The organism is Stutzerimonas kunmingensis (assembly GCF_900114065.1).
Lineage (GTDB): Bacteria > Pseudomonadota > Gammaproteobacteria > Pseudomonadales > Pseudomonadaceae > Stutzerimonas > Stutzerimonas kunmingensis.
The window spans coordinates 76719-91821 of sequence record NZ_FORS01000009.1 but is presented as its reverse complement, the minus strand read 5'-3'; the positions used below and the strand labels follow the sequence as shown (position 1 = coordinate 91821).

Sequence of the window (15103 nt, the reverse complement as noted above, 5' to 3'; positions counted from 1 at the left end):
GGGCACGTAGCGCCATGCTGATGTGCATTCCCGAAGACGCTATCGGCCGTACTGGCATAGAGCTATCATTGTTTCTTTTTTGCCCTGGAAAGTTGCGGCTCATGCAAACGTCGTACGTCGAGCGCAGCACCTCGCGCCTCTGGCCGGCCCGCCGATGACGAACGCCGGCATCACCACACCCCACTGGATCTTCACGCTCGGCAGCCTGCTACTCGTGCTGCTGTTCGGTAGCCTGGCATTCAATGACTACCGCGCGCGCGATGCCGCCTGGCACTTGGAAATCGACACCCACGGCGAACTGCAGAGCCTGGCGCTGCAGAGCGCACAGCTCAATCAGCGGCGGCAGGCCGACATGGTCGCCACGGCGCTGGCCGGCAATGCCGAAGTGCTGCGCCAGGTGCGCCAGATCGATACGGTGCTGCGCGATGGCCGGGCCATGGACGACGCGCGTATCGAACTGGCACGCCAGCGTCTGCGCGCCGCGTTGAGCCCGGCCTGGAGCGCCATGCAACGCCACGGCGCGCTGCAGTTGCAGATCTTCTGGAGCGACGCCGGGGTCGCCCTGCTGCGCATGCAGCAACCGGAGCGCTTCGGTGACGCAATGGCGGCGCAGCGCCCGATGCTGCGCCGCGCGATGAGCGAAGGCAGCATGCAGTACGGCATGGAGGTCAATGCGCTCGGCGCCAGCAGTCGCGCCATCGTTCCTCTGCGTGCCACCGACAGCGAGTCCGGCGAGATCATCGGCGCCCTGGAAGTCGGCTACAACGTGCTGCCGGAAATGCCCGAGCTGGGCGATCAGCTGGCTGCCGGGCTGGCGCTGGTGGTCAATCGTCAGGCACTGCAGGCGGCGGACGTGGAATCCCCCAGTGGCGTGCAACTGCGCAGCGACGGCGACTGGCTGCTGATCGAGCATTCGGCGACGCAGATTCTGCACTGGGCGCAGCAGGGCATGTTGCCCGAGCCGGAGAGCGGCCTGGCCTTGCGCCTGCTGAGTGCCGACGGCCGCACCTACATGCTCAATCAGATTCCCCTGCACAGCGACCGTCGGGCCCAGCCATCGGCGCCGCTGCTGGCAGCGGCGCTGGTCTGGCGCGACATCACCGCGATGCAGCAGGAGCACCAACAGGCCGAGCGCCGGCTGCTGATCAAATGGAGTCTGGCCTGGCTGATCGCCGAGGCGCTGCTGCTGACCCTGGCGGTACTGCTGCAACGGCGCATCGGCGCGCAGCTGCAGCATCAGTTCAGCCAGCAACAGCAGGGCCGACGCCGCCAGCGCCTGCTCGACCGCGCACAGAAGATCGCCAGCCTGTTGCCCGGCGTGGTGTTTCAGCTCAAGCGCTTCGCCAACGGCCGTTATGCCTTCCTCTATGCCAGCGAGGGCGCACGTGACCTGTACGGCATCGACCCGCAGCGGCTACTGGAAGATGCTTCCCAGGCCCTGGTGCACGTTCACCCGCAGGATCTGCCACGACTGAAAGCCGCACTGCTGCGTGTGGCTGCTGGGTCGACAACCGGCTCGGTGGAGTTCCGCATCCAGCATCCGCAACGCGGTTTGCTCTGGGCCGAGGGACGTGCCACCGCCGAGCGACGTCCTGACGGCACCGTGCTCTGGCACGGCTTCGTGACTGAGATCACCGAACTGATGGAAGCCACCCGCGCGCTGCAGAAGAGCGAGAGCCGCTTCCGCGCCATGGTCAGCAACCTGCCGGGCGTGGTCTACCGCTGCCGCAACGACGGCCGCCGGCGCATGAGTTACCTGAGCGACGGCATCGAACGCCTGACCGGCTACCCGGCCAGCGATTTCGTCGGCGACCGTGTGCGCAGCTACGCCAGCCTGATTCATCCCGAGGATCTGGAGCTGGCCCGGCAGCACGCCGAGCAGGACACCTTCGAGGGCGTCTACCGCCTCACCAATGCCGAAGGCCGGACCGTCTACGTGCGGGAAAAAGCCCGCGTCCTGCACGACCGTGACGACCCGGTCGGCTGGTGCGACGGTTTCATCTGGGACGTCACAGATCAGGCGCTGGCCAAGGAAGAGATGCAGGAGCGCGAGCGCTACCTGAGCATGCTGATCGACAACGTGATCGACGCCATCATCATCATCGACGCCCGAGGCATCATCGAAACCTTCAACCATGCCGCCGAACAGATCTTCGGCTACAGCGCCGCGGAGGTCATCGGCCGCAACCTGTCGATGCTCATGCCCGAGCCGGACCGCTCCGCCCACGATGGCTATCTGGAGACCTACGAAAGACGCGGCATTCCTCGCGCGCTGGAACAAAACCGCGAACTCACTGCCCTGCGGCGTACCGGCGAAACCTTCACCATCGAGTTGCGCGTGTCGCAGATCAACCACCACGGCGAGCGCCGATTCATCGGCCTGGTGCGCGACATCACCGAGCGCAAGCGCATCGAGCGGATGAAGAGCGAGCTGGTGTCCATCGTCAGCCACGAGCTGCGTACGCCACTGACATCGATCTCCGGCGCCCTCGGCCTGATCGTCGGCGGTGCCCTGGGCGAACCCTCGCCAAACATGCGCCAGATGATCAGCATCGCCCACCAGAACAGCCTGCGCCTGGGGCGCCTGGTGGACGACCTGCTGGACATGGACAAGCTGGTCGCCGGCAAGATGACCCTCGACCTGCGCGCGCATGCGCTGCCGGCGCAGCTGGAACAGGCAATTGCCGCCAATCAGGGCTACGCCAGCAAGCATGGCGTCACGCTGGAGCTACTGCCAGCGCCGGACGTGCAGCTGATGGCAGACGACGACCGGTTGCAGCAGGTACTGGCCAATCTCATCTCCAATGCGGTCAAATTCTCGCCGCAGGGTGGCACCGTTACGCTCGGCAGCGCGCGACGCGATGACTGGGTGCGAATCTCGGTACGGGATCAGGGACCGGGTATTGCCCCTGAATTCCACACACGGATATTCCAGAAATTCTCCCAGGCCGATTCCTCCAACAGCCGCCAGAAGGAAGGCACCGGCCTGGGCCTGGCCATCAGCAAGGAACTGATCGAACACATGCACGGCCGGATCGGTTTCGATTCCGAACCCGGCGAAGGCGCCTGTTTCTGGTGCGAATTACCAGTCGCGCCGCTGGCGCAAGATCAAGCCTGATGCTTCCGTTAAGCGGACGCGCACGCTAACGACCCCCGGAGGCACAATGGCCGAGCTAAGGCGCATCCTGCACGTTGAAGACGATCCGTCGATTCAGGCGGTGACCAAACTGGCCCTGGAGGCCGTTGGCGGATACGAGGTGCTGTCCTGCTCCTCTGGCGCACAGGCGCTGGAGGAAGTCGAAGCCTTCGCCCCCGACTTCATCCTGCTGGACGTGATGATGCCGGGCATGGACGGCCCGCAGACGCTGCTCAGGCTGCGCGAGCGCATCGACCTGGAACGGATTCCGGTAACATTCATGACCGCCAAGGTGCAGCCGAGCGAGATCGAGCACCTGCGCAAGCTGGGCGCGCGCGACGTGATCGTCAAGCCGTTCGACCCGATGCAGCTGGCCGAGCAGATTCGCAGCATCTGGCTGAGTGGCCGATACTAGGCAGAACTGCTTAAGCCCCGGTCGTGTCACGCTACCCGACCCGGACGCCCCTCACCGAACCAGCAAGGCGCCGACGATGGAGTCACCGCAACACAGCACGACGCCGATGCCATCCACCGTCCAGCCGCGCGAGCTGTCACGCCTGGCAGCGTTGTTGCGCTACGAAATCCTCGACACCCCCGAGGACAGCGCCTTCGATGACTTCACCGCGCTTGCCGCGCAGATGTGCGACACGCCCATCGCGCTGATCTCGCTGGTCGACGACCGCCGTCAGTGGTTCAAGAGCCGGGTCGGCCTCGGCGTCAGCGAGACCTCGCGGGAGATCTCCTTCTGCACCTACACCATCGCCGGCGACGAGATCTTCGAGGTACCGGATACGCTGCAGGACCCGCGTTTTTGCAACAACCCGCTGGTGCTCGGCGATCCGCATATCCGCTTCTATGCCGGCACGCCGCTGACCTCGCCGGATGGCTACAACCTCGGCACCCTGTGCGTGATCGACCGCCAGCCGCGGCGGCTCAGCGCTCAACAGCGCGAGACCCTGGAGCGCCTCGGACGCCAGGTGATCCGCCTGTTCGAACAGCATCTGCTGGCGCACCGCCACGCCGAGCAGGCGGCGCTGCAACAGGCCATCCTCGACAGTGCCTCCAGCGCGGTACTGGTGACCCGACCTGACGGCGTCGTCACCAGCGTCAACCCGACCGCCGAGCGCCTGCTCGGCTACAGCGAACAGGCGCTGGTCGGCCATCCGCTGACCGCTGCGCTGTTCTGCCCGGAGGCACTGCAGCGCCGGGCGCTGCTGCTCTCCAGCGAGTTGCAGATACCGCTCGAGGCCGATTTCTCGGTGCTGACCGCGCCGCTTCACCGCGGGCGGCGCGACATGTCCGAATGGCGCCTGCGCCACCAGAACGGCAACGAGGTGCCGGTGCTGCTGGGCGTGACCGCGATCCATGACGAGCAGGAGCACCTGCGCGGCTACCTGGTCAACGCCTACGACCTGGCCTATCAGGAGCAGCTGCAACTGCGCCTGCAGCAGATCGCCGCGCAGGTCCCGGGCATGCTCTTCCAGTTCCATTGGCGCGCCGATGGGCCGGCGTGCTTTCCCTATGTCAGTGAAGGGGTCGAGCAGATCTACGGGCTCAGCCCGGCGCAGCTGGCCAGCAGCTTCGCGCCGATCGTCTGCCGGGTCCACGGGCCCGACCGCAGCGCGCTGCTGATCAGCATCCGCAAGGCGGCAAACGAACTCACGCCCTGGCACAGCGAGCACCGCGTCGAGCACCCGCGCAAGGGGCTGATCTGGGTCGAGGCGCGGGCCACGCCGCTGCAACAGGTCGATGGCTCGGTGCTCTGGCATGGTTTCGTCACCGATATCACCGCGCGCAAGGCCGAACAGCTGGAGCTGGACAAGCAGCAGGAAATGAATCGGCGCCTGCTCGAAGCGCTGAGCGAAGCGGTGATCGCCTGCGACGCCGAGGGCAATCTGACCCTGTTCAACGAGAAAGCTAAACAGTGGCATGGGGCTGACGCCGAGTCGGGCTCGCCGGAGCAGTGGGCGACGCGCTATCAACTGTTTCGCGCCGACGGCATGACGCCGTTGCAGCCCGAAGAGATTCCGCTGCGCCGTGCGCTACATGGCGAGCATGTCATCAACCATGAAATGGTCCTGCTGAGTCAGGGCGCGCCACGATATGTGCTCTCCAACGCCGATCCGCTGTTCAGTTCCGACGGCCATCCCTTGGGCGCGGTCGTCGTCATGCACGACATCACCGAACGCAAGCGCATCGAACGCCTGCAGCGCGAGTTCATCTCTACCGTCAGCCACGAGCTGCGCACGCCGCTGACCTCCATCACCGGCGCCCTGGCGCTGATCTGTTCGAACGTCATGGGCGAAGTACCTGAATCGATGCTCGAGTTGCTGGATATCGCCCAACAGAACAGCCAGCGCCTGGGCGCGCTGATCGACGATCTGCTGGATATGGAAAAACTGCACGCCGGCAAGATGCGCTTCGACATGCTCGAGCAACCGCTGCCGCCCCTGCTGGAACTGGCCCTGCGTAGTAACGGCAGCTACGCCGAGCGGCATGGCGTGCAGCTGCACCTCGGCGCCTGCCCGGCGGTGAGCGTGACGGTCGATGCCATGCGTGTGCAGCAAGTATTGAGCAATCTACTTTCCAACGCAGCGAAGTTCTCCCCGGCCGGTGAGCAAGTCGAACTGTCAGCCCAATTCAGTGACGGCCGGGTCCGGGTCAGCGTCCGAGACCAGGGCCCGGGCATTTCCGACGAATTTCATGCGCGGGTATTCCAGAAGTTCGCCCAGGCCGACTCGTCCGACAGCCGCCAGCAAGGCGGCACCGGGCTGGGCCTGGCGATCAGCAAGGAGCTGATCGAGCACATGGGCGGGCAGATCGGCTTCGAATCCGAGCCCGGCCGTGGCGCCTGCTTCTGGTTCGAACTACCCGCACAAGGCCAGGCCAAGGAGAGACCGTGATGAAACAGCTCAAGCGCATCCTGCACGTCGAAGACGTACCGTCCATCCAGGTGGTGACGCGTATCGCCCTGGAAAAGCTCGGCGGCTTCGAGGTGCTCAGCTGCCAGTCCGGTCAGGCCGCGCTCGATCAGGTGCAGGCCTTCGCCCCTGATCTGATCCTGCTCGATGTGATGCTGCCGCAGATGGACGGCATCGAGCTGGTTCGCCAGCTCTCCCATCTGATCGACCTACAGCAGACGCCCGTGGTGTTTCTCACCGGCCACTTGCAGCCCGAACGGCTGCAGGAGCTACGCCAGCTCGGTGTGCGCCAGGTGCTGGGCAAGCCCTTCGACCCGCTGCAACTTGCCACCCAGTTGCGGCAGATCTGGGAGGCCGAGCATGGATGATCGCACCCGCCTGGCGCTGCAGGAGCAGCTGGCGCAGCTGGAACAGCAGTTCGGCGAGCGCCTGCAGGCCGACCTGACCGACCTCGCCGCGCTCGCCCAGGACCTGCAGCAGACCCGTGCCACCGCCAGCCGCCGGCTGGTGATGCTGAGCATCCGCGAGCGCCTGCATCGGCTGGCCGGTGCCGCCGGCACCTTCGGCTTCGCCAAGCTCGGGGAGCGCGCCAGGCAGCTGGAGCAGCGCGCCGATCGCTGGCTGGATTCGGCCAAACCCGGCAGCCGCGCGGCCGAAGCCTTCGCCCGCGCGGTGCTGCAGTTGGCCAGCGAAACCCCCGGCCAGGAACGCGACGGCGCGGCGGAACTGCCCGAGCACCACGAGGAGCCGGCGCCCGGCTGTCGCATCTACCTGATGAAGGCCGATCCGGTCGCGGGCGCCAGCATGGCGGTGACCCTGCGCAACTTCGGCTATCTGGTCAGCCAATGGCTCAGTTTCGCCGCGCTGCAGGAGGCCGTGGCCGATGAACTGCCCGACGCGCTGATCGTCAGCGTCGAACAGGAAGGCGATTTCGAAGCGCTGGCCGCCCTGCAGCAAGGCCTCGAGCAACCACTGCCGCTGCTGATCATCCATGATCGTGCCGATTTCGCCAGCCAGCTGGCTGCGGTACGCGCCGGGGCCCAGGGCTTCTTCGTCCGTCCGCTGGACATCACCCAGCTGGAAAACAGCCTGGAGCGCTGCCTCGATCGACAGCAGGGCGAGCCGTTCCGCGTGCTGATCGTCGATGACGACGCCGAACTGGCGGCACGCTACAGCCTGGTGCTGCGCAACGCGCAGATGCAGGTGCAGATCCTCACCGAACCGACCCGCGTGCTGGACACCATGCGCAGCTTCAATCCCGAGGTGCTGTTGCTGGACATCAACATGCCGGACTGCTCCGGCCCGGAGCTGGCGCAGATGATCCGTCTGCATGACGAATGGCTGCGGGTGACCATCATCTACCTTTCTGCCGAGACCGATACCCACCGGCAGATGGCAGCGCTGCTCAAGGCCGGCGACGACTTCATCACCAAGCCGATCAGCGACACGGCGCTGGTCGCCGCGGTGTACTCCCATGCCCAGCGTGCGCGCTCGCTGAGCACCGCGCTGGCCCGCGACAGCCTTACCGGCCTGCTCAAGCACGCCGATATCAAGGAGCAGCTGGCGCTGGAAGTGCAGCGCACCACCCGTACCGGCAAACCGGCCAGCGTGGTGATGCTCGATCTCGATCATTTCAAGCAGGTCAATGACACCTACGGGCACGCCGCCGGTGACAACGTGATCCGCGCCCTGGCCAACCTGCTGCGCCAGCGCCTGCGGCGTATCGACAGCCTCGGCCGCTATGGCGGCGAGGAGTTCGTCGCCGTATTGCCCGAATGCTCGGCCCTGCAGGCGCGGCGCATCTTCGACGAAATCCGCGTGCGCTTCGCCGCGCTGAGCTTCAATGCCGGCGACCAGGAGTTCTGCGTGACCTTCAGCGCCGGCATTTGCGAAACCGACGGTCACAGCCCCGCTGGCCTGCTGCTCGAGCGTGCCGACCAGGCGCTGTATGTGGCCAAGCACAATGGCCGCAACCAGGTGCAGATCGCCCAGCGCTGAGCGCCCGGCCCTTTCGGCGGCGAACCGCAGTGGTCCGGGCAGGTCTGACTATACTGAATTCATCCCGGTGACCACGCGGTAGCGAGGCAACTGGGGATTCTGTGCAGTCGTCCCCGTCGGAAGGAGTCCGGTTTGCCCGCAAGACTCGCGATCGGTTGGCACTCAATCGCCTTTCTCGCTGCGTTTCTGTTGCTCGTCGCGCTTGGCTGGCAAGGCAAGCGCACGCAGGAAGCGCTGTTGCAGACCAATCGCTCGGTCAGCCACAGCCTGGAAATCATCACCTCGGTCCAGGCTATCTTTTCTTCGTTACAGGACATCGAAACCGGTTCGCGCGGTTTCATCCTCACCGGCGACCCCACCTATCTCGAACCCTACGAACGTGGCCTCAGACAGCTGGAAGGCAACCGACGCAGCCTGCAGCGCCAGGTCGAAGGACGTGATTATCCCGACCGACGCTGGTTCCGGACCCTCGATGCGACCATCGCCGACCGCCTCGAAGTAGCCGCCGGCAACATGCAGACCCGCCGCGAGGCCGGGCTGCAGGCTGCCGTGGAGCGTCTGCGCGAGGCCGGCGGGCACCTGCTGATGGACCGCCTGCGCGCACTGCTCAACGCCGTCGAGCAGCACGAGCGCAGCCACCTGGCCGCCGCCAGCGCAGCCGTAGCACGCACCACCGAGCGCGCGCAGCAACTGGCACTGATCGGCACGCTGGTGGTGATCGGGCTGTTTCTGGCGGCCTTCTGGGCCTTGCAGCGGAATCTGCAGATTCGCCAGCAGCTCGCCCGCAGCGCCCAGGCCGGCGAGGCACGCCTCGGGGCGCTGCTGCAGGCCATCCCGGACCATCTCTACGCGGTCGATGAGCAGCAGCAGGTGTCGAGCATTTCGCGAGGCACCCCGCGCCGCGCACCGCCGCCGGAAGCGATCGAACCCTTGCTCATCGAGCTGCTCAATCAGACCGACGAGGGCGCACTGCGCCAGAAGACCTGGTGCGAGCTGCAGACCCAGCGCACCTTCGAGGTTCGTCTGACGCCCACCGGGCTGGGCGATCATCTGGCCATCGCGCGCGACGTCAGCGAACTGCAGCGCAACCGCGACAGCCTGCATGACCAGCAGGTCTTTCTCCGCCGCGTGGTCGACACCGACGAGAACCTGATCTTCGTTCGCGACGCCCAGGGCCGTTTCCTGCTCTGCAATTCGGCGCTCGCGGCCCTGCTGGACGTGCGCCCGCAGGACATCGAGCAGCGCCGCCCCGACGAGGTGCCGTCTGCCGTGCGGCTGCAACCGCTGCTGCTGGGTGACGAAGAGCTGGCCGAACTGGCGGGAGGCAGCGGCGATCTGCGCAGCACCGAGGTCGCGCTGACCGATGCCCATGGCGCGGAGCACTGGTTCCAGGTGGTCAAGCGCCCGCTGCGGATCTCGACACGTACCTGTCATGTGGTCACGGTGGCGGTGGACATCTCCCTGCGCCGACGCATGGAGCAGATGAAGACCGAATTCATCTCCACCGTCAGCCACGAGCTGCGCACGCCGCTGACCGCCATCCGCGGCGCCCTCGGTATGCTGATCGGAGGCATTGCCGGACATATCGGCGACGACGCCCGCCCGCTGCTGGATATCGCTCACAAGAACAGCGAACGCCTGGTGCGCCTGATCAACGCCATCCTCGACATCGAAAAACTCGAAGCCGGACGCCTGGCCTTCAACTTCGGCCACCATGACGTGCGCGCGCTGGTGCAGCAGGCGCTGTCGGATATCCAGCCGTACGCCCGCGACTACGACGTCAATCTCACGCTGGTGGGCGCCGATGAGTCGCTGTCGAGCGAAGCCATGGTCGACCCCGACCGCTTCGCCCAGGTGATGGCCAACCTGCTGTCCAACGCGATCAAGCATTCCCCCGCCGGCGGCAGCGTGACGGTCGATCTACGTCACCATGACAACGTGCTGGAACTCGGCGTACAGGATCAGGGGCCGGGGATTCCGGAGGCTTTCCGTGGGCGCATCTTCGAGCGCTTCGCCCAGGCCGATTCCTCCGACGCCCGCCAGCGCGGCGGCACCGGGCTGGGACTGGCGATCACCCGCTCGCTGGTGCAGCAGATGCACGGACAGATCGGTTTCGACTCCCAGGAAGGTCACGGCTCGCGCTTCTGGCTGCAGCTGCCGCTGGAGGTGCGATCCGCGACGCCGCTGCAGCGACCCACTACGCCGCCGGCCAGAGCAGCCCAGCCTGACAATGCTGCGTTGATCCTCATCCTCGAGCCGGACACCCATGCGGCCGAGCAGCTGGCCGCGGCGCTGCAGCAGCATGGCTACGCGACCTTGATCAGCGGCACCGCAGCCGAGGCACGCCGACTGTTGCAGCAGTTCGACATTGAGGCACTGACCCTCAGCCCGGCGCTGGATGACGAAAACAGCGCGGCCTTCCTGCAGAGCCTGCGCAGCCAGCACAACTACCGCAACCTGCCGGTGCTGATCGTCAGCCTGCAGCCGCAGCGCCGCGATGACGACGACGACACGCTGCGCGGCGGCGCAGTGGGGGTGATCGACTGGCTGCACAAGCCGATCGACCCCTCGCGGGTGATGGACGTCATCCGCGCCTGCCTGCAGCTGAGTGGACACCGGCCGCGCATCCTGCACGTCGAGGACGACGACGACCTGCGGGTGCTGCTGGCCAGGCAGATTGCCGTGCTCGACGTCGACCTTTCTGGCGCCGCGACGCTGCACGAAGCGCGCGAGCTGATCGCGGCACAGACCTTCGACCTGGCCATCATCGACCTGATGCTGCCGGACGGTCAGGGTACCGAGCTGTTCGACCAGCTCGCGCAGAGCGTCCCGCCGCCACCGGTGATCATCTTTTCCGCGCTCGACACCCCGATTCAGGACGACCGCCTGGCGCTGCGCCAACTGGTGAAATCCCGTCACGACGGCGATGAGCTGGCCAGGCTGATCCAGCACCTGCTGCAACACTGGCCGCCGGGGCACACACACGAAACCGACGAGGCTCACTCATGAGCGAATCCGCCAGCAAACGCATTCTCATGGTGGAAGACGAAGAAGACATCGCCTTTCTCATCCGCTACATGCTCGAACGTCACGGCTTCGTGGTCGACCACGCCGCCGATGGGCGGCAGGCACTGGAGTACTTCGCCCAGGGCGAGCCGCCGGACCTGACGCTGATGGACATCATGCTGCCCTACCATGATGGCCTGGAACTCATCGAACGGCTGCGGGCCCAGCCCGGCTGGGACAGCGTGCCGGTGCTGATGCTGACGGCCAAGGCCCGTGAAGTGGACATCGTCCGAGCGCTGGAACTCGGCGCCGACGACTACGTGACCAAGCCGTTCCAGCCGGAAGAACTGCTGGCGCGCATCCGCCGTCTGCTGAGGGGCCGCCGATGAAGCGAGCGGTAATGCTGCTTGCTCTGGCGCTGCCTTGCGGTGCGGCGCTGGCGGACGTCACCACCGCCGAGCGGCAGGTCCAGGCGCAACAACTGGACGCGGCCGAAGCCACACTTCGTGCGCATCTGGCTGGGCAGCCGGAGGACACCGCGGCGCAGTTCCTGCTCGCCCGTGTATTGAGCTGGCAAGGCCGCCCTGAACAGGCGCTGCCGATCTATCGCCGCCTGCTGCAGCAACAGCCGGACAACGCCGACTATCTGCTCGGCGAGGGCCAGGCGCTACTCTGGGCCGGTCATCCGCAACGTGCGCTGCAATCGCTCGAGCGCGCCGCCCAGCTCGCCCCGGACTATGCCGAGGTGCAGCAGGTGATCCAGCAGGCCCGTGCTGCGCTGACCGTGCCCAGCACCGCAGCGGCACCCGTGCCGGTGGTCGACGCCGCGACCAGGCGACGCCACGAACTGGAAATCTCTGCTCGCCAGGACTGGCTCGACAGCGGCTTTGACAACTGGCGCAGCCAGCGCCTGGACTACGCCTCGACGAAACCGGAGAGTCTCGGCTGGTATGGCGCGCTGACACGCGAACAACGCTTCGGCGAGTGGGACGAAGGCGTCGAAGCCGGCGCCGTCATTGCGCTGGACGAGAACTGGACCCTGCAACCGGAGGTCGGCTACCAGCCGTCGCCCTATTTCCTTCCCGAGTGGCATGCCGATCTGCGCCTGCAGCGGCGGTTGCCCGATGGCTACCTCGGCGCCGTCAGTGTCCGCCGCACCGAGTACGAGACCACCCGGGTCGACCGCCTGGCGCTGAGCGCCGAACGCTACTGGAACGCCTGGCGCGCCGGCTACACGCTGAACGTCACCGATGTCGCCAATGCCGGAACGCCGATCGGTCATGACCTGGCGCTGGACTACTACTACCAGGGCCTGAGCTACGCCGGCCTGCGCCTGACCGTGGGCGAGGAAGAGGCGGTGGAGGAACAGCAGCTGATCACCAGCGACGTGCGCGCCATCAGCCTGCAGGGTCGCCACTGGTTCGACAGCCGCTGGGCGCTGAGCTGGGAAATCGGCCATCACCAGCAGGGCAGCTACTACGACCGTCAATGGCTGCAGCTCGGCCTGCGTCATGCTTTCTGAATGGCTGGCGCGCTGCCCCCGCTGGCTGTGCGAAGCACCGGCGAACGCCTGGGCGCAGCTCTGGCCGGAAGACCGCATGCTGCAACTGGCTCTGTACTGCGCTTTCGGCCTCGGCGCACTGACGGTGCTGGTGCTGCTGCAGGTGCTGCTGCTCGGTGAGGTATCACGCCGGCGCACCGTACGCCGGCAGCAGTTCAACGAACAGTGGCGGCCCTTCTTCGCCCTCTGCAGCTTGAGCGACGAACTCCCGCCCAGCCATGCGCCATTGCCACGGCGGCGACAGCTGTGGTTCCTGCTGCAGTGGAACCGCACCCAGCTGCAGTTGCGCGGGGCCGCACGCGAGCGCATGAACCGCGCGCTGATCGCCCTGGGCATGGACCGCCAGGCCTTGATCCTGCTGCGCGGGAGAGTGCGCAGCAAGCTGATCGGCCTGACCTGCCTGCGGCACCTGGCTGACCCGGCGCACTGGCAGGCGGTGCAACCGCTACTGCTGAGCCGCAACTCCATCGTCGCCCTCTCCGCCGCCCAGACCCTGGTGGCGATGGACGCCAGCAAAGCCATGGCGCTGATCCTGCCGGCGGCGGTGAATCGCCCCGACTGGGCGCTGCCGCGGCTGATCAGTCTCTGCCAGCAGGCTGGCGAACAGGCCGTGACCACGCCGCTGCTGATCGTGCTGTCCTCCTCGGAGGATCCGCGTCGCGAGCGTCTGGTTCCCCTGCTCGTGCAGGGCGATCCCCGCCACGCCGCGCCTTGGGCCCGTGCCCGGCTGGACGAAGGCGCACCGGCAGAATATCTGCAGGTAGCGCTGCGCTGCCTGTGCGAACTCGGCGACCCGCGCGACCGCCACCGCCTGCTACGCGCCCTGCAGCATGAACAGGACAGCGTGCGTCTGGCGGCGCTGCAGGCATTGCACAAACAGGCACGCCGCGAAGACAGCGAACTGTTCCTGCCGCTGCTATCGGACAGCAGCTGGTGGGTGCGCCAGGCGGCGGCCGACAGCCTGGCGGCGATGCCGGGCGCAACGCTGGAGGGGCTACAGCATATGCTTGAACAGGTTCGTGATCGTTACGGCAGGGACGCCCTGCGCCGCGCTATCGCGGAGGTGCGCCGGTGACCGATACCTGGCTGTGGTGGTTGCAGGTCGCATTCATCCTTTATTTCCTGCTGCTCAACGGCATGTACCTGCTGCTCAACATGCTGTCGATGGCAAGCCTCATGGGCTACATCCGGCAACGGGCGGAAACCGGCGAATTGGCGCCCTACCTGGGTGTGGAGCCGCCGGTGTCGGTACTGATGCCGGCGTTCAACGAGGAAGCGACCATCCGCACCTCGGTGCGCTCGATGCTGCAGCTGCAGTATCCCGAGTTCGAGATCGTGGTGATCAACGACGGTTCGAAGGACAACACCCTCGCCGTGCTGATCGAGGAATTCGACCTGGTGCCGCACCCCGAGCCGCTGCGCCAGGCCGTGGCCCACCAACCGGTGCAGGCCATCTATCGTTCGCGGCGCTACGCCAATCTGCGGGTGGTGGACAAGGCCAACGGCGGCAAGGCCGATGCGCTGAATGCCGGTATCAACGCGGCACGCCACGGACTGTTCTGCGGCGTCGACGCCGACTCGATCCTGCAGCGCGACAGCCTGTTGCGCGTGGTGCAGCCCTTCCTCGAAGACGAGCGCACCATCGCCGCCGGCGGCACCGTGCGTATCGCCAATGGCTCGCAGGTGCGCGGCGGCTTTCTTATCCAGGCCGGATTGCCACGCAACTGGCTGGCGCGCTTCCAGATCGTCGAATACCTGCGTGCGTTTCTCTTCGGCCGTCTCGGCTGGTCGCCGCTCAACGCCGTGCTGATCATCTCCGGCGCCTTTGGCCTGTTCGACCGCGAACGGGTGATGGCGGTCGGCGGCTATCGCACCGATACCGTTGGCGAGGACATGGAGCTGGTGGTGCGGCTGCACCGTTATCACCGCGAGAAGCGCATCCCCTACCGCATCCGCTACCTGCCCGATCCGATCTGCTGGACCGAATGCCCGGAAGACCTCGGCACCCTGGGCCGCCAGCGCAGCCGCTGGCAACGCGGCCTGGCCGAAAGCCTGAGTCGGCATGCCCGGCTGGCCTTCAGCCTGCGTGGCGGCACGCCGGGCTGGCTGGCCTGGCCGTTCATGGCGCTGTTCGAATGGATCGGCCCGCTGATCGAACTGGTCGGCTACGGCTTCATGCTGGCGGGGTTCGCCTTCGGCGCGGTGTCCTACGCGGCGCTGGCGGCCTTCCTGCTGGTGGCGATCGGCATGGGCATCCTGCTGTCGGTCAATGGCCTGCTGCTGGAGACCATGTCCTTCCGCGTCTACAGCCGCCGGCGCGACATGCTGCAGCTGTTTCTGATGGCCGTGCTGGAGAACTTCGGCTACCGCCAGCTGAATACCGTCTGGCGCTGTCGTGGGCTTTGGCAATGGTTCTCGCGTCGCAAGCACCACTGGGGCGCGATGCGCCGCAGCGGGCAGTGGGGGCAAAGCTAGCTGAAC

The 15103-nt window shown here is 66.4% G+C and carries 10 protein-coding genes; all 10 read left to right on the top strand.

Features of this window, described 5'->3' with window-relative positions:
• Window positions 1–154 precede the first annotated feature (154 nt).
• Window positions 155–3118, top strand: coding sequence for a PAS domain S-box protein (locus BM275_RS18510; protein ID WP_090522836.1), 2964 nt, complete (start codon window positions 155–157; stop codon window positions 3116–3118).
• 46 nt (window positions 3119–3164) lie between these two features.
• Window positions 3165–3551, top strand: a complete 387-nt coding sequence (locus BM275_RS18505; RefSeq protein ID WP_014822179.1) for a response regulator — start codon at window positions 3165–3167, stop codon at window positions 3549–3551.
• Between the two features lie 76 nt (window positions 3552–3627).
• On the top strand, window positions 3628–6039 hold the full coding sequence (locus BM275_RS18500; protein ID WP_090522834.1) for a PAS domain S-box protein: 2412 nt from the start codon (window positions 3628–3630) through the stop codon (window positions 6037–6039).
• On the top strand, window positions 6039–6425 hold the full coding sequence (locus BM275_RS18495; protein ID WP_090522832.1) for a response regulator: 387 nt from the start codon (window positions 6039–6041) through the stop codon (window positions 6423–6425). The genes BM275_RS18500 and BM275_RS18495 overlap by 1 nt, the downstream gene beginning before the upstream one ends.
• Window positions 6418–8055: a diguanylate cyclase gene (locus BM275_RS18490; RefSeq protein WP_090522830.1), complete on the top strand. Its 1638-nt coding sequence runs from the start codon at window positions 6418–6420 to the stop codon at window positions 8053–8055. The genes BM275_RS18495 and BM275_RS18490 overlap by 8 nt, the downstream gene beginning before the upstream one ends.
• A 132-nt stretch (window positions 8056–8187) precedes the next feature.
• Window positions 8188–11064 (top strand): CHASE3 domain-containing protein, encoded by a 2877-nt coding sequence (locus BM275_RS18485; RefSeq protein WP_090522828.1) that lies wholly within the window; start codon window positions 8188–8190, stop codon window positions 11062–11064.
• On the top strand, window positions 11061–11450 hold the full coding sequence (locus BM275_RS18480) for a response regulator transcription factor (RefSeq protein WP_044314236.1): 390 nt from the start codon (window positions 11061–11063) through the stop codon (window positions 11448–11450). The genes BM275_RS18485 and BM275_RS18480 overlap by 4 nt, the downstream gene beginning before the upstream one ends.
• A complete protein-coding gene (locus BM275_RS18475) occupies window positions 11447–12583 on the top strand; it encodes a YaiO family outer membrane beta-barrel protein (protein WP_090522826.1) in 1137 nt (378 codons plus the stop codon). Before BM275_RS18480 ends, BM275_RS18475 begins: the two co-directional genes overlap by 4 nt.
• The gene (locus tag BM275_RS18470) at window positions 12573–13697 is read left to right on the top strand and encodes a HEAT repeat domain-containing protein (protein ID WP_090522824.1); all 1125 of its coding nucleotides are present in this window, start codon (window positions 12573–12575) and stop codon (window positions 13695–13697) included. The genes BM275_RS18475 and BM275_RS18470 overlap by 11 nt, the downstream gene beginning before the upstream one ends.
• Window positions 13694–15097 carry a glycosyltransferase family 2 protein gene (locus tag BM275_RS18465; protein ID WP_090522822.1) on the top strand — a complete coding sequence of 468 codons (1404 nt, stop codon included), beginning with the start codon at window positions 13694–13696 and terminating at the stop codon, window positions 15095–15097. Before BM275_RS18470 ends, BM275_RS18465 begins: the two co-directional genes overlap by 4 nt.
• Window positions 15098–15103: the final 6 nt, after the last annotated feature.